Genomic DNA, 18,848 nt, shown 5'->3' on the forward strand with positions numbered 1-18,848 from the left:
AAGCTGTAAATCTTTAGAGCTACTATCATTTTATCCTTCATAAGGTCTTTAAGATACGCTGTAATCAATTGATAAGATTATATATGAAGAAGTATATCAACCTCTTTTAATGTGCTTATTTAAGTTTTTTTATCAACTCTATTTCTTAAAGTTTCTAATATCGTTGTTTTGGTGAAAAGTGAAAAATTAGGACAAAAAAAAACTCTTGAGAAATCAAGAGTTTTTACAATATTTAAAATCTTATTTATTTAAACGTTAGGGTTTAAATAATCTGGTGTTGTAGGGAAATCTGTATCACTAAAATCATTTGTTAAGTCTCCATCACCATTATTATCTTCTTCACTTGAAGGTGTACCATCATTATCATGATCAGTATCTTTTACAAAATCAAGTAATTCAATATAAAATAGTAAGTTTTGGTCCACTAAACTACTCGAATAATTATTTGTGAATAATGATGTATAAGCCAGTCCAGAAGGAATAAATAAAATTCCTTTTCCTCCTTCTAAATAAGTTATTGGTCCATTAAAAGTATCTCCATTATCCTCTTTTTTTAAATATCCTCCTTTAAAATTTTCAAAACCAAAAGACCAACCTCTAACAGCTAATCTATCGTAGCTAAACCAATCTCCTACACCCTGAGAATTACTGTCAAACGTTGCACTTAACTCTGTAGAAGACGTAATAACTTGGCCTGAATATCTAGCGAAAATTGAATCTGATACTGAAGGGTATCCTTTATCAACAGAAGGATTGTCAGTGTTTGGATCGATAGGGTTTCCTTCTTTTATTTTATATACGTAAAGCGTATAATCAATATCATTTCTTTTAACCTCCATTTTAATAATATTATCATATAGTGGTGTTTTTCCAGAAACTAATGTTTTAACAGAATCTAAAGAAGCATCATAATAATAGTTCTTTAAAAACTTCACTATAGAATCATTATCAGACAAAGCAAGTTCCTCATGATCTATATCTAAAAAAGGATTGTCAATTCCATTACTATCATCTCCACAAGAATATATTACGACACTTAAAACAATAAATGCAAAAATACTTTTAATTTTATTCATTTAATCTATAATTTTTGAGCGTGCAATTTACCAATTTTATACCTTTGTAAAAAGACAAACGTTATATTTTAACTATTTATATGAGAATTGATAAATATTTGTGGTGTATTAGAATTTTTAAAACAAGAAGTTTAGCATCTACAGCATGTAAGAAAGGGCAAGTTAAGATAGATAATAAAAGCTTAAAGCCTTCTAAAGAAGTGTTTGGAGATGAATTGATTTTAGTAAGAAAAAATCAAATAAACTATCAAATAAAAGTTTTAGATTTACCGGAAAGTAGAGTTGGGGCTAAAATAGTAGATCTTTATAGAAAAGATGTAACGCCTAAAGAGGAGTTTGAGAAAACAGACCTCTTAAAATACGCTAAAGACTATTACAGAAAAAAGGGTACAGGTAGGCCAACTAAAAAAGACAGGCGAGATATAGACGATTATCAAGAAGATACAACAGAAGAAATATGACAACATCAGGTAGCATTATATTAAATCAATTGCAAATTTCTCAAAAAATAAGAAGGATTGCTTATCAGATCTATGAAACAAATAGTTCGGAGAAAGAAGTTATTCTTGCTGGTATTGTAGGTAATGGCTTTATTTTTGCTGAAAAATTAATGGAAGTTTTACAAGAAATATCACCTTTAAAAGTAACTCTTTGTAAAGTTAATATTGATAAAAAAAATCCTTTAAAACCTATTACCACTTCTCTAAATATTGAAGATTATAAAAATAAATCTTTGGTTTTAGTTGATGATGTTTTAAGCTCTGGAACTACGCTAATTTACGGAATTAAGCATTTTTTAGACGTTCCTTTAAAGAGATTTAAAACAGCTGTATTGGTAAATAGAAATCATAAAAAATATCCTGTTAAGGCAGATTTTAAAGGAATTTCTCTGTCTACTTCTATAAAAGAACATATACAAGTAGAATTTTCTGCAAATGAAGTAATTGCTTATTTAGCTTAATAAGCTTTCCAATTCTTCCGCAACTTGTGCTTTAGTTTTATTGTCTATTTTTACAATAGTCTTTGCTTGTTCATAAAAAGAGCGTCTTTCAAAAAGGTGTTTTGCTACAAACTCTGGAATTTGATTATCACCTAAAGAAGCTATTAATGGCCTTTTAGCTTTTTTTCTAATTAATCTTTCTATCATGGTTGCTGTGCTACCTTGTAAATAGATCGATTTTGCATCAGAATTATTAATTTCTTCCATATTATTTGCATAACAAGGCGTTCCTCCACCTAAAGCAAGGATAAAATCTTTGTCTTTTGCTAGAATTTCTTTTAAATATTTGTTTTCTATCAATCTAAAATAGACTTCTCCTTTGGTTTTAAATATTTCAGAAATAGACATTTTTTCTTTTTCAATAATGTAATCATCTAAGTCTAAAAAATTCATTGACAGCTTTTTAGAAAGTCGTTTACCAATACTAGATTTTCCTGAAGCCATATAACCTAAAAGTACTATTTTCATCTATTTGTGTTTTTATGCAAATATCTATAAAAAAAAATCAATTTAATGCTTATTATTCCAATGTTTGATAGTATATTTGCAACCGGTTTACAAAAAAGACCTGGTAGCTCAGTTGGTAGAGCATCTCCCTTTTAAGGAGAGGGTCCTGGGTTCGAGCCCCAGCCCGGTCACAAAGAAAATGTTAAGCAATATGCTTAACATTTTTGGTTTATACAAATGCGCACGTGGCGAAATTGGTAGACGCGCAGCCTTGAGGGGGCTGTGTTCGCAAGAACGTGGAAGTTCGAATCTTCTCGTGCGCACTTAAGTACTTCTTCCGTATTAGTTGTTTAATTTCTTTTATTTATCTTAAAGTTAACAGCTTTAACTGAAATAGTAATAAACAATCCTTATTCTCTCTTTTAGAAAGAATTTAGCACTTCCAATACTTCAGTTCGTTTTCTTACTGAAACGGGGATATTAGATCCATCACTAAGCATTAGATAACCACCATCAGATTTTATAAACTCTTTAATAAAGGTAGTATTTACTAAATGACTTTGGTGTACTCTTAAAAAACCGACTTCCTTTAACATATCTGCATAATATTTTAATGTTTTAGAAACGAGTATTTTTGAATTGTCTTTAAAATAAAAGGTAGTGTAATTGTTATCAGACTTACAACGGATTATATCTTCAATATTTACAACAATTATTTTTTCTGAAGTATGTAAAGATATTTTATTAGGCTTATTATTAGGGGCAGTTACCGCTTCTTGCAAAACATGTAGCTGTTCTTTATCTGGCTGAATTTGGCTTTGCGCTTTTTCTATTGAAACTGCCAAATCTTCATTGGAATAAGGTTTTAAAATATAATCGATTGCTGCAAACTTAAATGCTTTAATAGCAAAAGCATCACTTGCAGTAACAAAGATAATTTTCGATTTTAAATCAGGAAAAATTTCAAGAATATCAAAACCTGTTCCGTCTCCTAACATAATATCTAAAAACAAGATCTCTGGTTGTTGTTTGCGCAATAATTTTGCTGCTTCTACAACCGATTTTGCTTTTCCTATAATTTTAATCTCTGGATGATTGTTAGTAATATCAGTTGCTAACATTTCTAGTGCTACTGGCATATCATCTACTAAAATTGCAGTTAGTTCTTTCATGTTATATTTCTTCATCTAATTCAAAAATGGTTATTTCGGGTCTTACATTTAATCTTACTTGGTATAAATTACCTAGTGCTCTATTTATGTATAATGTTCTACCATCATACAAATCAAACTCGCCAGAAGAATACCTTTTGTTTTCTACAGGAAGAATAGGTGGGGGTAAAAATGGAGGTTTTACTTGTCCGCCATGTGTGTGTCCAGATAAAATCCACCCTTTGTAATTGTTCCAAATATTTAAATCACAAACATCTGGGTTGTGGCATAAAACAAGGTTTGCTTTTTCTGCATCATATTTGGTCATAATTTTTGTTGGGTTAAAATTAGAACCCCAATAATCATCAATACCTAATATATTTAAACCACTAAAACTTACTTGTTCATTTCTTAGAATTGTAATGTTTTTTTTATCTAAAATATTAGAAATCTTATCAGCAACATCTTGTTCTAGCCAATCTATACCATAATCATGATTGCCTAAAACACCTGCAGTTCCTAATTTTCCGTTTACGGCATATTTAAACACTTCTTCTAATTGATCAAACTGTTCTGGTGTTTCATAAGAAACAAAATCTCCTGTATAAACAACAAAATCGGGGTTATAAAGGCGTGCTTTTTTAAACGAATCTATAATATAGTTGTAATCAAATTTATTACCAACATGAACATCACTAATTTGCATTAATGTTTTTCCTATTAAGTTTTTTGGTAAATTTTTAATGGGCATTTTTACGTGTACAAATTCCAACCAAAAAGGTTCTATTTGCCAAGAATAAAGTCCACTTAAAATACTTGCTCCAACTCCTGTAAGTAAAGTGTTTTTTATAAATTTTCTTCTTTCCATTTTTTTAATAATCTGTTTTTAGTGGAATCTTAAACCCAACTTTGGTTCCTTTTACTTCTTTTTTGTCTTTTATTTCTTCAATAGAAAATGAGTTGTATTTCGATAAATGCTGAATTCGTTCTTTAGTAACTTCTAAAGCGACAGATTGATGATTCGATTTTACTTTTTCTTTTTTAGACTGATGAAAACCAATCCCGTTATCTTCTATTGTAAAATGTAAGAATCTATTTCTAATTTCAAAAAGAAGTTTAATTTTTGCATCGATTTTATTAGGCTGAAAAGCGTGTTTAATACAATTCTCTACAAAAGGTTGTAATAGCATTGGCGGAATTAAAATTTCTTCTGAATCGATGTTATTTAAAGAGGTTTCAATAACGTACTCAAAAGACATTGAATTCATTTTTTGCTCTAAATCTAAATAGTTTTTTAGGGTATTTATTTCTTCTTGTAAGCTAATTTCTTCTAATCTTGAGTTGTTTAAAACACTTCTTAAAAGTACAGAAAATTGTGAAATGGTCTTATTTAATTCTTTAGAGTTCCCAGAATTGCCAAGTGCTTTTATTCCGTTTAAAACATTAAAAATAAAATGCGGATTCATTTGCAACTGCAATGCTTTTTGTTCTAAAGTAAGTAAATGATTTTCTACTTTTAAAGTATCAATCTTTTGCTGATTTTTTTTATTCAACTTTCTTATATGCAGCTCAACAAAAAGCGCTAAAAGTAGACATAAAATTGCGCCACATAATATTATAAACCATGCTTTTTGATAAATTGGAGTGTCAATAAAAAATGAAAAAGATACTTTTTTACTAAGTAAACTACCTTTTTTAGACTGAACAGTAAATTGATAATTCCCTGACTTTAAATTAGCAAAATCAACCTTATTTTGAGGACTCCAAGGTGTAAAATCATCCTTTAATTGATAACGGTATTCGATATTTTTAGGATTCTTTAAATCGATTGTTTTAAAAGAAAAGGAAATATTGTTTTCATTTGGTTTTAAGGCAAGTTTGGTTGCGTTTAAGGAATCTATAAATTTATAATTAACTGCTATATTTTCAATGAACACTTTAGGTGTAACCGTTTCTGTAGCGGTATTATATCTATATAAACCTTTATTTAAACTACCAATCCAAATTGAGTTTTGCTTGTCTTTAAAAATAGTGTTTATTTGGCTAGAAATAAATGTATTGTATTTGTTTATTTTCCTTTTAAAAATATAGGTGTTGGCATCTAAAATATCTAATCCATTTTTTTTAGAAGCCACCCAAATTTCATCTTTTATTCTTTTTATGGAAGAAATGTCTTCTATTGTTAAGATATTTTTTAAAACAGTATGATCATCAATAATTTTTAATCCCTTAGTATCTGTTACAGCAATTAATTGATTATCATTTATTAAAAAGGAAGTGGTATTCTCTTCTATAAGTTTATCCATTTTTAAAGGTTTGTATAGTTTATCTATACTCCATAAGCCTTTTGTAGAAGCTATGTAAATAATGTTTTTAAAAGAAATGATATCATGAATTATAGAAAAATCTATTTGGTTTTGTATTTCTATAGGCTGTATTGCGTCTTTTTTTAGTTCGCAAACACCTTGTACAGTGGCTAAAATAATTTTATTGTTAATAGATTTTATTTTTAGAATTTCTTTGCTTTCAAAAAAGTTAGATTTATGATGCTGTAATACGAGAAGTCCATTTTTTAAACCGATATAAATTTTATTCTTTTCAATAAAAATACAATTTACATTTTCTTGTTTGTAGTTGGTGAAATTTACACCGTCAAATTTAGAGTAACCATTATCTGTTGCTAGCCATAAATAGCCTATTTCGTCTTGCTGAATATCATTTATAGTAGTAGATGGTAATCCATCAGAAATAGAGAAATTTTGTAGCTGAAGGTTTTGTGAATGCGTTTGGTTTATCAGAATGAAAAAAAGTAAAAACAATAAATTCAGTCGGTTCTTAGGTATACCCTTTATAGAATGACTTAATGAATATAAAATTTCAAAAAATATTATCATAATTACAAACTTACTAATTAAAACGCCATTACCTCATTTTTAGTTTTGTGTAATGGCGTCTAATCTACAATTTCTATTTCAATTTACTTTATAGCATACAAACGCTTGTTATTGGTGTCTGGCTCTATGTGTTTTAAATCTCCATACGGTTTAATTAAGGGTTTTAATACCACCAAACCCGTTGTTCTACCTCTAATAATTAAGGTGCTGTTTTTACTATTCCATGTCCATCTGTATTTATCTAACGGAATGTTATAGTTATTAATTTCTACCATTAATTCTTCGTTTTGCTCAATCCAATCGATCATCTCTTTTTCTGAAGTAAATATTGGCATTTCGTTGTCTGTATGGTGGTAACCAAATTCCCATTTAATTGGTATAGAGAACTGAGTGGTATACGCATCACCAACATATCTTTCTTCTTCATTATTTAAAGCATCATACCAGTTAATGTCTTTTTCTTCTGGATATTTATTCGCAATTTCTTTAGATAAATCTATTTTTCCAGGAGAATGAGCTGTAGGATAAAATACGTAATAAGGTTGTGCTAAATAATGATTAGAAAATTTACCACTAAAAATAGTGTAATAAGGAGATGCAATAACTTTTGGCAATGTTGGAGCCGATAAAGCGTCTTTTAGCGTTTTTAATAATGCTGTGTTTTCAACCAATCCAGAAGCATGAAAAACTATTTTTGTATCTTTATTAACTACATTTTTTAGCGTTGGTAAAGTACCTTGAGTTATCGTTTTTCTTAAAGTTTCTGCGGTAATTTTATCACCTTTAACAATAGTTTCTAAATTCATGCCTTTATACGGGTTGCTGTTATTTACAATATGAACATCTCCGTAAGGATTTTCGTTAGCATTTTTATTTAGCCAAACAATTATTTCTTCTAGAGAATATTGTCCGTCTATTATTTTGATGTTTTTCTCTTCAAAATAAGCTCTAGCGTTGGTGTAATAGGTTTCATTTCCGACGTCAAAACCTGTAATAAAAACAATGGGTTCTCTAGAAGTAATTTTTATAGTAGTTTCATTTTTAATAGGAGCAACATTTTCTGCAAGAACTATTGCTTTATCTTTTTTTATTATCTTTTTATTATCACAACTAATAAACGGGCTGCTTAATAAGATTATACCTGCTGCAAATACTGATTTTTTTAATATAGTTTTCATAATTTCTACGTTTTTAAGTGTTAATACACTGTAAAAGTAGAGGAGAAGTTGAGGTTGATTTTACCAATTTTAGAATCCGTTGCTTATGAATTAGAATTCGTTTTAAAAAAAACTTTAACTTTTTGATATTTTACTGTAGAAAAATTATTGATTACTTTTAAAAACTTAACCAAATTAATTAGTAATGAAGTTTTTTTTTAAAATTAGTATTTTTTTATTTTCGATTTCTCTCTTTTCTCAAAAAGAGAATGTTTATTTTACTTTAAAACCAACATTAACACCTAATGGAGATGTTGTTGTTTTTAGTTATCAAGATGATTTATGGAGAGTTAACTCTGATGGAGGAACTGCTTTTAGATTAACTGCAATGGATGGAACTGAGACAGATCCTTCTGTTTCTCCTGATGGAAATTGGTTGGCTTTTTCTAGTAATCAGTATGGTAATTATGATGTGTATTTAATGCCTTTAAACGGAGGTGAAATAAAACAACTTACTTTTCATGAAAGTGATGATAGAGTTGCTTCTTGGAATTGGGATAGTAAAACAATTAATTTTGCTTCTAATAGATATAATAGAACAACAAACTATACTATTTCTACTAAAGGAGAAACAGCAAAAAGAACCTTTAATCATTATTTTAATACCATTCATAATGTTGTTCAGCATCCTAAAACTAAAGACATTTACTTTAATGAATCTTGGGAAAGCTCAAGTTATGCAAATAGAAAAAGATATAAAGGAGACTATAACCCAGATATTAAATCGTACAACACAGCTACTAAAAAGTATACAAAGCACACTTCTTATAAAGGAAAAGATTTTGGAGCAACTATAGATTCTAAAGGAAATATTTACTTTAAATCTGATGAATATAATGGAGAATATAATTTATATACTTTAAATAATGGTGTTAAAAAACAGCTCACTGAGTTTGATACTTCTATTATGTGGCCAAAAGTGAGTGCTAATGGAGAAAAAATAGTGTTTAGAAAAGATTATCAGTTGTATATCTATGATGTAGCCTCAAAAAAATCGAATAGATTAAATATAAATATCAACAATAATATAACTGTTAATAAAAATCAATCATACAATATAAAAGGTAAAATCACTTATTTTGATGTTTCTCCTGATGGAAAAAAGATGGCATTTGTATCTAGAGGGAAATTATTTATTTCTGATATTGAAGGGAAGTTTGTTAAAGAAATACCTACAAGTAAAACAGAAGCAGTTGAAGAAGTAAAATGGTTAAAAAATAACACATCACTTTTATATTCTAGATCTTATAACGGTTATTATAATTGGTTTACGGTTGATGTTAATAATTTAACTGATACAAAACAAATTACAAAAAACAGTAAGAATAATAGGTTTATTACTTTTAATAAAGAAATGTCTAAAGGTGTTTATTTAAGAGGTAGAAACGAAATTTATACGATAGACTTAAAGAGTTTTAAAAGTAGTTTAGTTGTACAAGATGAACTTTGGGGATTCTATAACTCTAAACCATATTTTTCACCCGATGGTAAATACATCGTTTATAATGCTTACAAAGATTTTGAAGCAGAAATTTTAGTATATAATTTAGAGACTAAAAAGAAAATAAACCTAACCAATACAAAGGTTTCAGAATCTGGACCAGTTTGGTCTAATGATGGAAAATTTATTTATTTTTCATCAGAAAGAACGGCTCCTAATTTTCCTAGTGGAGGAAATGGTGAGTCTAAAATATACCAAATGGCTTTAGATAAATATGAAAAACCTTTTAAAATGGAAAAGGCAAATGAATTATTTTCTAAAAAAGATACAGCAAATAAAAAAGAAAATAAAACAGCTGTTAATGTTCAAATAAACCAAAAAGGTTTAATGACAAGACTTACTAGAATCAGTCCAAGATTTGGTAATCAAAAAAATATTACAATTATAAATGAAGGACAAAAGACGCATGTGTTATATGTATCTAATCATGATAAAGGTGAAAATAAGTTATGGAAAACAACAATAGAACCATTTGAAGCGAATAAAACAGTTAAAATTGATGATAAAAGAGTTTTTAATTATCAACAAATAACGATAAAAAAGAAACATTATATACTTGTAAATGGATCAATTCAAACTTTAAATTTAAGTTCTAATAAATTAAAAGCAATTTCGATTGATTTTAAATTTAATAAAACTTTATCTAATGAATTTGAACAAATGTATTTTGAAGCTTGGGCAGGAATGGAAGAGAATTTTTATGATGAAAATTTTCACGGACAAAACTGGCAAAAATTAAGAGATAGTTATAAAAAGTATTTACCTTTTATTACAAAAAGGTCAGACTTACGTTTAATTTTTAATGATATGTTAGGAGAATTAAATACATCTCATTTTGGATTTAATTCTAAAGGTTCTGAAGAGAAAACATATTACGGTACCAAAACTTCATCTACAGGAATTATTTTTAATAATGAGAATCCCTATAAAGTAGAAAGTATTGTTTTAAATAGTCCAACAGATATTGAAAGTAAAGATATCAGAAAAAATGATGTTTTAATTTCTGTAAATAATGTAAAAATTGATAAGAATAAAAATAGAGAATCCTATTTTATAAATCCTGATTTTAAAGAAGAAATTAAACTGACTTTCTCTAGAGGAAAAAAAGTGTTTACCGTTTTTGTACATGCTACAACTTATGGGCAAATTAAAAATTTAATGTACGATGATTGGCAAAATGAAAATCAGAAATATGTAGATCAAAAATCTAATAATAATATTGCTTATGTACACATGAAAAATATGAGTGGTGGTGAGTTAACTAAGTTTTATGAAGATTTAATGAGTGATGAAGCTTATAAAAAAGGTTTAATTTTAGATTTAAGATATAATACAGGAGGAAATGTACACGATGCTGTTCTTAACTTTTTACAACAAAAACAATATTTAAGTTGGAAATATAGAGAAGGAAAACTAGCAAGTCAATCTAACTTTAATTATGGCAATAAGCCAATTGTATTATTAATAAACGAACAATCTCTTTCTGATGCAGAAATGACAGCAGCAGGTTTTAAAGAACTAGGTTTAGGTACAATTATAGGTACAGAAACTTATAGATGGATTATTTTTACAACTAGTAAATCTTTAGTAGATGGTTCTAGTTATAGATTACCATCTTGGGGATGTTATACTTTAGATGGTAAAGATTTAGAGCTAAATGGAGTTTCGCCAGATATTTATGTAGGTAAAAGTTTTACTGATAGATTAGAAAATAAAACACCACAATTAGATAGAGCTATTGATGTTATTTTAAAAGAAATTAAGTAGCTTTCTTTAGTTGTTAAATATCAAAAAATATATAATTTTTAATAAAAAACTCAAGATTAAATTCAATCTTGAGTTTTTTTTATTAATTTAAAATTAAAGAATAATCTATGTCTGCCGTAGATATCATTTTGTTTTTATTACCAGAGTAAATCCCTAATAGTATTTTAAGTTCTTCAATTTCATAAGTATCAAAAACCAACACTAAATTCTGATGAAAAGTAGGTACAGGTATTTTTCTTTTTTGTGTTGTGTTTGCGCTATAGTCTAACCAATAATTAACATCTATTTCTGCAACATATTCTCTAAACTTATTCAGTTGTTCTTTATCAAATTGAAAAAAGATATTATTAAAAACAAGATTGTAGTTATTACAATCTTTACAAATTGATATTTCTCCGTTTTTAACGCTAGCTATTATTTTAGATTTTTGACACATTGTTTTAATTTTTAGTAACAGTCAGTTTTTATTTGATTGTTTTCTTCAAATTTATGTAATGAAGATTGTAAGTGTTTTTTAGTTATTTCTTCTAATGCTTTTGTGACTCCTTTTTCCATGTATATAGACCCGCAAATCATAATTAAACCTCCATTATGTATGGTATTCGCAATTAGTGTTCCGTGATTTATTAATAAATCTTGAACATATATTTTCTCTTTTTCTTCTTGAGAATATGCAGCGTGGAACGAGTTGAGCGTATTATTTTCTATGGCTGTCTGTATATTGTTTTTGTAAATTTTAAAAGACTCTTTTGTTCTTCCTCCCCAAAATAAATGCGTTTTTGTATTTGATTTTTTTCTATTAATCATTCCTAAAAAAGGTGCAATTCCGGTTCCGTTGGCAATTAAAATAACTTCTTTTGTTTTTTTCGGAAGATGAAATGCTACATTTTTTTGAATATTTGCTACCATTTTATCGGCTTTACATAAACTATTAAAATAAGTAGAGCAAAGTCCGAATTCGTGTTTCTTAATACTTAACAGAATAGTATTATCTATTTTGGCAATAGAATACAAACGACTTCTTGTTTCATTTTTTGGAGTAATAAAAAGTAAATCTCCAGATTCGAAAGTTGTTTTTTTATTCGGCTTTAATTGAATTAAAAAAGTATCATCAGTATTAATAGGTGTTTTATTTATTACCGTAAATTCTTGTTCTTTTTTGTTTGTTGTTAAAAGACTTTCTGTGGTTACTATAAGTGTTGTTTTATAGAAAGCATTCCATTCTTGTAACCATTGGTTAAAATCAGAAAAAGATTGGTTATTGATCTTAAAAACAGGTAAAATAGGAGTGAATTTGTCTTGCATTTGTAAATGAGCATGTACCAAAATAGCAAACTTACAATACTGTGTATACTCTTTAGAACCAAAACCGACTACAGAGAAATTTAAAAGATTGTTTTGCGACGTGTTTTCAATTTTAGAAATAAATTTCTTCGCATTTATAGGGGCTTCTCCTTCACCATAAGTTGCTGTAAATATGATAATATTTGTTGCTTTTTTATAGCTTGTATATTGGTTTAATTCTGATAAAAACACCGTTTTTCCAGAAGCGATTAAAGCCTTGTAAAAAGCAGTTGCAAAATTAAAGGTGCTTCCAGTTTCAGAACCAACTAGAATTATGTATTCGGTTTCATCTTTAGTAAATTTATTTTTAACCAAGCTAGTTTTCTTCCTTCTTTTTAAAGTCATGGCAAAGCCAGAAAAAATAAAGAATAAAATAGCAAAACAAGCTAATAATAAAACAATAGACCATAAGATAGAGCCTTTTCCGGTATGAAGTAATAAGCTATAATAAGAACCAAAAGTAACGAATGGTTGTTTTTTTAGGCTAATAACTTGTCCCGTAATTTGATGTACAGCAACTTCTTTATCAGTAAGTTTTACATAGTAATAATCTTCTTCATCTGTAGAAAATGGGAATTCTATACTTTTTACTTCATCTAATTTTGTAGACTCAAAAAAATCAATAATAGCATTGTTTTGTAGTGTCTTATTTTGTGTAATTTCTACATGTTTACTATTGTCTTTTGGTAATACAGAAAAACGGTCTAAAGATAGATATACACCTGTTAATGTAATTACTATAATAGGTACTAGCGTATATCGACCAATAATAATATGGTAATATTGATTAAAATCTTCTTTAATTATTTTAGAGAAGAATTTAGAAATACCACCTTGTCTTTTTGCAATTAATACAATTCCGGTAACAGAAATTAGCAGCAGTAAAAAAGATACAAATCCAATAATAAACCTACCCGTAGATTTTAAAAATAACGAACGATGTAGGTTTGTTGCAAATTCATAAATTGGTTTTTTCTCTATGATATCTCCAATCTTTTCTCCTGTTTTTGGGTTGATGTAAAAAGTAGCGCTTTTACCATTTGTTAAAACAACATTTGCAGCTACAAAACCATTTTCATCAACTTCTATGGTGATTACTTCATCATATTTTTGATGCAATACAACAATTGTTTCTTGAATAGAAACTGTATTAATATCTACAACATCATAAGGAGAAAGTTTATCAGAAATTGGTTCGAAAGCCAATATAATTCCGGTTACAGAAGCGATAATAATAAATAAAGCAGAAGATATAGCCAGAGTTAAGTGGCTATATCTCCAAATGGAAATCGTCATTATAAAATTTTTTATTGTGGCATGATTCTTATATAACGAATAAATCCTTTTCCTTCAACTTTAGATTTAACGTTTTCTGATGTTAATTCAAACTCTACATCATCTTTGTAATATGCTTGGTTTTCAACAGAAGTTTCAAAGCGGATTTTATACCCAGCATCAATTTTACTGTCATCAATTTTTATAACACTAATAGCACGTTCTCCTCCACTAATTGTTGCTCCTGTAATAGCATCAATATCGCTACGCTTTGTCCCTTGAAACTTCCACCATTCTTCTAGGTTAGAGTACCATTCATCATCGTCTCCTAACACATTTAGGGTTTCTTCATATTCTCCATCAGAATTTATTAGAGAAATTACAATATAAGCTCCTTCTCCGGTGTAATTAGTTAACTGAATCATACATTTGTATGAACTTGTTTCGCTACTTTTAAAACTGAACAATGCAAATGCGATTGCAATTATAATAGGTGTTATTTTAAATATATTTTTAGTTTTCATTCTTAAGTTTTATTTTAAAAATTTAATATCAGTATTTTTTAATAACTCATTTTCCAAAGCTAAATCATAAGTAGATTCTTCAAATTCGTTTTTTATATTTTTATCTGCACCAATACTTAATAAATAATTGATAATTTTAGTGTCTTTAGATTTCATAGCTGCTAAGTGCAGTGCCGTATAACCTTCGTTATTTTTTGCGTTTACATCAATACCATAAGAATTTACTTCTTTTAATAATTTGATATTTTTATGGTCTAAAGCAAAGTGAAATAATGTATTGTTACCACCCTGAATTTGGTTTAATTTTAATCCGTTTTTAACAAGTAGGTTCTTTTTTGTCGCAAAATTATCATTTCTTCTTTCGTTGTAACTATTAAGCAAATAGTACGCTAAAGTATTTCCGTCTTTGTCAGTTACATTTATGTTCGCTTTTTGGTTAATTAGATAAGCCACAACATCACTAGAGTTTCTTTCTACAGCTACTGAAAGAGCAGAGTTTCCTTGCTTGTTTGTGTGATTAATATCCTTTGTTTTTTCAGTTAAAAAAGTAACAATCTCCAAAGAATTTCTACCAGTTGCGTTTAATAAAGGTGTGTTTCCTTCTTTATCAGCATGATTGATATCAACATTTTTACTTAAAAAATAATTAAAAGTAGCAATGTCTTTATTACCAGAAGCTAAAAAATGAAATGCATTTTGTCCGTCTTTATTCGTAACATTTGCGTCAAGACCTAAGCTATTTAAGTATTTAAAAAATGCTAAAGAATTGTAACCGCCACGGCCACCTCTTGTTGCTAATAAAAGTGCATTTTCACCATTTTTATTTAAGTTTTTGTATGGTAAACCTTTCTTTATTAATAAGTTTAGCATTTCTTTATTTCCTTTTTTAGCAGCATAATTAAATGCACCGTTTCCATCATTATCAGTGCTGTTTAAAGCCAATCCTTTTGATGTAAAATAGTCTAATAAATCTAAGTTATTTAATGAAGGAAGTAATAAAAGTAAAGCGTTTGCACCGTGACCGTTGGTGTCGGTTGCAATGTCTAATCCATTTTCAATAAATAAATCATAGATTTTGGTATTGGTATTTCCTGCATTTGCAGCAAACGTTAATGGAGAAGATTGATGAGAATCTTTTAAACTTAAATCCGCTCCGTTTTTAATTAAGTAAGCAGTAAGTTCTAAATTATCTGCATAGGCAGCCCAAAAAACATATGTTCGCTTATCGTGTGTAATTTTGTTAACATCATTCCCTTCTTTAGAAAGTAAATATTTAATGGATGCATTTGGTGCTTTTTGCAAAATAGCATATACCACACCATCAAAACCACCTTTATTGGCTTCACTTGGGTTGTTGCCTTGTGCTATTTTCTGATCAATAATCTCGATGCTTGGGTTTGTATCCCAAAAATCTCTATCTAAAAATATATTTGATGATTGCTGTTGTTTTCTTTGTGCTACAACTACTGTGCTTATAAATAATATAGCAACAAGTGCTATTAGTTTAGTTCTTTTCATTTTTTATTTTTTTACAAATGATTCTATTATGGTATTAATTTCTTTTTCTTTTGTTGTTTCATCAGAAAATAAATGTTTGTAAAGTTCTTTAAACTCAACTTTAGTTTCTAAAGATAAATTGGTGTTTCTACCATAAACTTCGTTCCATTTATTTCTAACTAACTGCCATTTGTTATTGTTTGCTTTCCACCAGTCAGAAGCCGCTTTACATTTGCTATCATCAACTTTTACGTACGTATTGTATCCTTTTTCTTTAGCTAAAACAACATCTTCTTTTCCTGCTTCACGGATAATTTTACTGTTATCTTGGTCATGAAGCCAACCGTAGCTTGTAATTTCATGTCTGTTTCCTCTTAAAGTGATGTTATAATCGCTTCTTTTGGTGTATTCTCTTCTTGGTAAAGGAGCGGTAGTTTCGTTTTCCCAATAGCTTTTTCCGTCTACATGAACCCAAGTTCCAGAACCTTCGTAACGCGGACTGTCATCTACTTGATATACTTTTTGTGTCCATTGTTTTTTTACGTCGCTTTTACTTTTTTGCTCAAAAGTCCAGTTATTATCACCATTATACATGTAGAAATCGTTGTTTTCATACAACCAATCTTGTCGCCAGTGTTTAATAATCATTGGGTCTTTTGGGTTACCAACTTGTAATAAATGTTGAATTGATATTTTGTTATTACTATCTTCTACCAAACCAGCCCATTCTAAACCTTTATCTACTTTAGTTTTAGAAGGTTTGTAAGTGGAGTCTTTACTATAATTAAAAGTTTCAGCAAAATTGAAGGTTACTTCAAAACAACCACACATTTCTTTTATCGCATTTTGATCTTTCTTTTTCTTGCTTTGTGCATTTACAGAAATGGAAAGGAAAAGTAGTAGTGTACTCAATAATAGTTTATTCATTTTTTAAAATTTTTGGTTATAAATATTTTTACAAAAATATACAATTTATTTAGACTGATTAAAAATAAGGTATATATTTGTCGAAAATTATTAAGAATGTTTCTAAATAAAGAAATTACAGTTGTATTACTAATGTTTTCTATTGCTACTTTTAGTCAAGAAGTAAAAAAGGATTCAACAGAAATAACTGTTTTAGATGAAGTTGTGGTTACTGGGCAGTACAATCCTCAATCTGTAAAAAAATCGGTACATAATGTTACTGTTATAAAAAGAGCACAAATAGAAAGTCAGGCAGCCAATAATTTAGCCGATTTATTAAACTTTAATTTAAACTTAACAATTGTACCTAGTTCTCAAACAGGTAAGTCTACGATTTCTTTCTTCGGATTAGATGCTCAATATTTTAATATTTTGGTTGATAATATTCCTTTAGTAAGTGATAATGGACTTGGAAATAACATCGATTTAACTCAAGTAAATTTAGATGATATAGAGCGAATAGAAATAGTAGAAGGTGCAATGGGCGTAGAGTATGGCGCAAATGCGGTATCTGGAGTGATCAATATTATTACTAAAAAATCGATAAAAAATAAGTGGAATATTAATGCTTCTTTACAAGAAGAAACGGTAAGTGATGAATATGCTTGGTTTGATGAAGGAAGGCATATACAAGCATTTAATATATCTAATAATATAGATAAGAATTGGTTTGCTAGAGTTGGTGTAAACCGCAATCAGTTTGCAGGATTTTTTAATGATAGACAAGGAAAAAACTATTATCAAAATGATGGTTTAAGAGGATATGATTGGTTACCAAAAGAACAATTTAATTCAACTGCTTTTGTACAATATCAAAAAGAAAATTTTAAGCTGTTTTACAAATTTGAATACTTTAATGAGTTAATAAATTATTATGATGAAGCGGTTAGAGCAAATATAGATACACAGGCGCAAACGAGTAATCCGTCTGCAACGGATAGAATTTTTAGAACGCATCGGTTTGTAAACAACTTAAATCTTGTAGGGAGTTTAAACACAGGCGCTAATTACAATGTTTCACTTTCTTACCAGCAACAAAAACGTTATTTAAACGAGTTTAACTACTACATTTTAAGTAGAGAAAAAAGTAATGAAACGGATGATGTATATCAATCTAGTAAAGTTTTCTTTTCTAAAGGAAGTATTAACAACCTTGTTAAGAGTGATTTATTTAATTTTCAATTAGGATACGAAACAAGGTTTATCAATGGTTTTGATACACAAGCTTCTGGCGATGTTACACAACAAGATAAGACGCAATCTCAGAGTAATTATGCTTTTTATGGTTCTGCCGAATTTAAGTTTTCTGATGCATTTTTAGTAAGACCCGGAATCCGATATGAATATAATTCTTTATTTAAGTCTAAAGTATTAGCATCTATTAGTGCTCGTTATTTAATGAATAATGGTTTTGAGTTGCGTGGTAACATTGGTACATCTTACAGAACGCCAAATTTTGAAGAGTTGTACTATTACTTTGTAGATTCTAACCATGATGTTCGAGGAAATGAAAACCTAAATCCAGAAAATGGCTTTTCGGCGTTTATCAACCTAAAAAAACACAGTTACTTTAATGAGTTGTCTTTATTAAATACTTTAAAAGTTAGTTATTTAGATGTTGCCGATAAAATAGATTTGGCTATTGTAAATCCTACTCCTTTACAATATCAATACATTAATATTGATGCTTATAAATTATGGGGAATCTCTTCTGAAAATAGTATTAAAAAAGAGAATTGGACTTTTAATTTAGGTGCTACTTTACAAGGTATTTCTAGAATTGCTACCAATGAAATACATGCCGAAAACGACTTTTTATATTCTTTTCAATTAAATACAAGTGCCAATTATAACATCAAAAAATGGAAAACGGCATTTACTGTATTATTTAAACACAATGGTAATCAGCAAAATTATATTTCATCGGGTGTAGATGATAACGGTAATGCTGTATTTTCTAAATCTTCTACCAGCGCTTATAATTGGGTAGATGCTTCTATAAAAAAATCATTCTTTAATGATAAAATTCAAGCCACTTTAGGCGGTAGAAACTTATTTGATGTTACTAACGTAAATGTTAGTAATGCAAGCACAGACGGAGTAGCACATGCTTCTAACAACAATTCTTTGTTATTGGGCTACGGACGTTCTTATTACTTAAAACTATTATATAACCTTAATTTTTAAAC

15 protein-coding genes and 2 tRNA genes are annotated in these 18,848 nt (G+C 28.5%); 6 read left to right on the plus strand and 11 right to left on the minus strand.

From position 1 onward, the window contains the following. Positions 1–248: 248 nt before the first annotated feature. Positions 249–1,076, minus strand: coding sequence for a peptidylprolyl isomerase (locus H0I28_RS02750; protein WP_218752726.1), 828 nt, complete (start codon positions 1,074–1,076; stop codon positions 249–251). An 80-nt stretch (positions 1,077–1,156) separates the two neighbouring features. Between H0I28_RS02750 and H0I28_RS02755 the strand changes: the two genes are divergently transcribed. Together H0I28_RS02755 and H0I28_RS02760 are read left to right on the plus strand one after the other, a co-directional pair. Beyond that, positions 1,157–1,537 carry an RNA-binding S4 domain-containing protein gene (locus H0I28_RS02755; protein ID WP_218733161.1) on the plus strand — a complete coding sequence of 127 codons (381 nt, stop codon included), beginning with the start codon at positions 1,157–1,159 and terminating at the stop codon, positions 1,535–1,537. Continuing rightward, positions 1,534–2,037 carry a phosphoribosyltransferase domain-containing protein gene (locus H0I28_RS02760; RefSeq protein WP_218760369.1) on the plus strand — a complete coding sequence of 168 codons (504 nt, stop codon included), beginning with the start codon at positions 1,534–1,536 and terminating at the stop codon, positions 2,035–2,037. Before H0I28_RS02755 ends, H0I28_RS02760 begins: the two co-directional genes overlap by 4 nt. On the opposite strand, the gene H0I28_RS02765 is transcribed toward H0I28_RS02760, so the two are convergent. Then, positions 2,029–2,544: a shikimate kinase gene (locus H0I28_RS02765; RefSeq protein ID WP_218760370.1), complete on the minus strand. Its 516-nt coding sequence runs from the start codon at positions 2,542–2,544 to the stop codon at positions 2,029–2,031. The two genes, H0I28_RS02760 and H0I28_RS02765, sit on opposite strands and share 9 nt — an antisense overlap. Before the next feature lie 97 nt (positions 2,545–2,641). On the opposite strand from H0I28_RS02765, the gene H0I28_RS02770 reads away from it, so the two are divergent. Together H0I28_RS02770 and H0I28_RS02775 are read left to right on the plus strand one after the other, a co-directional pair. Continuing rightward, positions 2,642–2,714: transfer RNA gene (locus H0I28_RS02770), tRNA-Lys, on the plus strand. Positions 2,715–2,762: 48 nt separating this feature from the next. Next, a tRNA-Leu gene (locus H0I28_RS02775) sits at positions 2,763–2,846 on the plus strand. Positions 2,847–2,945: 99 nt separating this feature from the next. Here H0I28_RS02775 and H0I28_RS02780 read toward each other — a convergent pair. The 4 genes from H0I28_RS02780 to H0I28_RS02795 form a co-directional block, all read right to left on the minus strand. Then, positions 2,946–3,710, minus strand: coding sequence for a LytTR family DNA-binding domain-containing protein (locus H0I28_RS02780; protein WP_254712825.1), 765 nt, complete (start codon positions 3,708–3,710; stop codon positions 2,946–2,948). Beyond that, positions 3,697–4,542, minus strand: a complete 846-nt coding sequence (locus tag H0I28_RS02785) for a metallophosphoesterase (RefSeq protein ID WP_218760371.1) — start codon at positions 4,540–4,542, stop codon at positions 3,697–3,699. The genes H0I28_RS02780 and H0I28_RS02785 overlap by 14 nt, the downstream gene beginning before the upstream one ends. 4 nt (positions 4,543–4,546) lie before the next feature. After that, positions 4,547–6,568, minus strand: a complete 2,022-nt coding sequence (locus tag H0I28_RS02790) for a histidine kinase (protein ID WP_218760372.1) — start codon at positions 6,566–6,568, stop codon at positions 4,547–4,549. Between the two features lie 83 nt (positions 6,569–6,651). Beyond that, positions 6,652–7,746, minus strand: coding sequence for a hypothetical protein (locus H0I28_RS02795; RefSeq protein WP_218760373.1), 1,095 nt, complete (start codon positions 7,744–7,746; stop codon positions 6,652–6,654). 184 nt (positions 7,747–7,930) lie between these two features. Between H0I28_RS02795 and H0I28_RS02800 the strand changes: the two genes are divergently transcribed. Continuing rightward, on the plus strand, positions 7,931–11,053 hold the full coding sequence (locus H0I28_RS02800; protein ID WP_218760374.1) for a S41 family peptidase: 3,123 nt from the start codon (positions 7,931–7,933) through the stop codon (positions 11,051–11,053). An 82-nt stretch (positions 11,054–11,135) separates the two neighbouring features. Here the strand turns inward: H0I28_RS02800 and H0I28_RS02805 are convergent, their stop codons facing one another. Genes H0I28_RS02805 through H0I28_RS02825 form a run of 5 tightly spaced genes read right to left on the minus strand, consistent with a single transcriptional unit; the run spans position 11,136 to position 16,620 of the window. After that, positions 11,136–11,489 carry a DUF6686 family protein gene (locus H0I28_RS02805; RefSeq protein WP_218760375.1) on the minus strand — a complete coding sequence of 118 codons (354 nt, stop codon included), beginning with the start codon at positions 11,487–11,489 and terminating at the stop codon, positions 11,136–11,138. 11 nt (positions 11,490–11,500) lie between these two features. Beyond that, entirely contained in the window at positions 11,501–13,693 is a 2,193-nt protein-coding gene (locus tag H0I28_RS02810) for a PepSY domain-containing protein (RefSeq protein WP_218760376.1), read from the minus strand. 11 nt (positions 13,694–13,704) lie between these two features. Then, positions 13,705–14,196 (minus strand): DUF2271 domain-containing protein, encoded by a 492-nt coding sequence (locus H0I28_RS02815; RefSeq protein ID WP_218760378.1) that lies wholly within the window; start codon positions 14,194–14,196, stop codon positions 13,705–13,707. 9 nt (positions 14,197–14,205) lie between these two features. Next, positions 14,206–15,714, minus strand: coding sequence for an ankyrin repeat domain-containing protein (locus tag H0I28_RS02820; protein WP_218760380.1), 1,509 nt, complete (start codon positions 15,712–15,714; stop codon positions 14,206–14,208). A 3-nt stretch (positions 15,715–15,717) separates the two neighbouring features. After that, positions 15,718–16,620 (minus strand): DUF6607 family protein, encoded by a 903-nt coding sequence (locus H0I28_RS02825; RefSeq protein ID WP_218752738.1) that lies wholly within the window; start codon positions 16,618–16,620, stop codon positions 15,718–15,720. A 96-nt stretch (positions 16,621–16,716) separates the two neighbouring features. On the opposite strand from H0I28_RS02825, the gene H0I28_RS02830 reads away from it, so the two are divergent. Beyond that, on the plus strand, positions 16,717–18,846 hold the full coding sequence (locus H0I28_RS02830) for a TonB-dependent siderophore receptor (protein WP_218760382.1): 2,130 nt from the start codon (positions 16,717–16,719) through the stop codon (positions 18,844–18,846). Positions 18,847–18,848: the final 2 nt, after the last annotated feature.

Origin of the sequence: Polaribacter sp. AHE13PA (assembly GCF_019278505.1) — a bacterium.
Taxonomy (GTDB): domain Bacteria; phylum Bacteroidota; class Bacteroidia; order Flavobacteriales; family Flavobacteriaceae; genus Polaribacter.

Excerpts from the sequence above, each read along its gene's own strand:
- H0I28_RS02815 (WP_218760378.1), bottom strand. The coding sequence starts at position 14,196 with ATGAAAACTAAAAATATATTTAAAATAACACCTATTATAATTGCAATC.
- H0I28_RS02755 (WP_218733161.1), top strand. The coding sequence starts at position 1,157 with ATGAGAATTGATAAATATTTGTGGTGTATTAGAATTTTTAAAACAAGA.
- H0I28_RS02830 (WP_218760382.1), top strand. The coding sequence starts at position 16,717 with ATGTTTCTAAATAAAGAAATTACAGTTGTATTACTAATGTTTTCTATT.
- H0I28_RS02750 (WP_218752726.1), bottom strand. The coding sequence starts at position 1,076 with ATGAATAAAATTAAAAGTATTTTTGCATTTATTGTTTTAAGTGTCGTA.
- H0I28_RS02800 (WP_218760374.1), top strand. The coding sequence starts at position 7,931 with ATGAAGTTTTTTTTTAAAATTAGTATTTTTTTATTTTCGATTTCTCTC.
- H0I28_RS02795 (WP_218760373.1), bottom strand. The coding sequence starts at position 7,746 with ATGAAAACTATATTAAAAAAATCAGTATTTGCAGCAGGTATAATCTTA.
- H0I28_RS02810 (WP_218760376.1), bottom strand. The coding sequence starts at position 13,693 with ATGACGATTTCCATTTGGAGATATAGCCACTTAACTCTGGCTATATCT.
- H0I28_RS02805 (WP_218760375.1), bottom strand. The coding sequence starts at position 11,489 with ATGTGTCAAAAATCTAAAATAATAGCTAGCGTTAAAAACGGAGAAATA.
- H0I28_RS02780 (WP_254712825.1), bottom strand. The coding sequence starts at position 3,710 with ATGAAGAAATATAACATGAAAGAACTAACTGCAATTTTAGTAGATGAT.
- H0I28_RS02785 (WP_218760371.1), bottom strand. The coding sequence starts at position 4,542 with ATGGAAAGAAGAAAATTTATAAAAAACACTTTACTTACAGGAGTTGGA.
- H0I28_RS02790 (WP_218760372.1), bottom strand. The coding sequence starts at position 6,568 with ATGATAATATTTTTTGAAATTTTATATTCATTAAGTCATTCTATAAAG.
- H0I28_RS02820 (WP_218760380.1), bottom strand. The coding sequence starts at position 15,714 with ATGAAAAGAACTAAACTAATAGCACTTGTTGCTATATTATTTATAAGC.
- H0I28_RS02760 (WP_218760369.1), top strand. The coding sequence starts at position 1,534 with ATGACAACATCAGGTAGCATTATATTAAATCAATTGCAAATTTCTCAA.
- H0I28_RS02825 (WP_218752738.1), bottom strand. The coding sequence starts at position 16,620 with ATGAATAAACTATTATTGAGTACACTACTACTTTTCCTTTCCATTTCT.
- H0I28_RS02765 (WP_218760370.1), bottom strand. The coding sequence starts at position 2,544 with ATGAAAATAGTACTTTTAGGTTATATGGCTTCAGGAAAATCTAGTATT.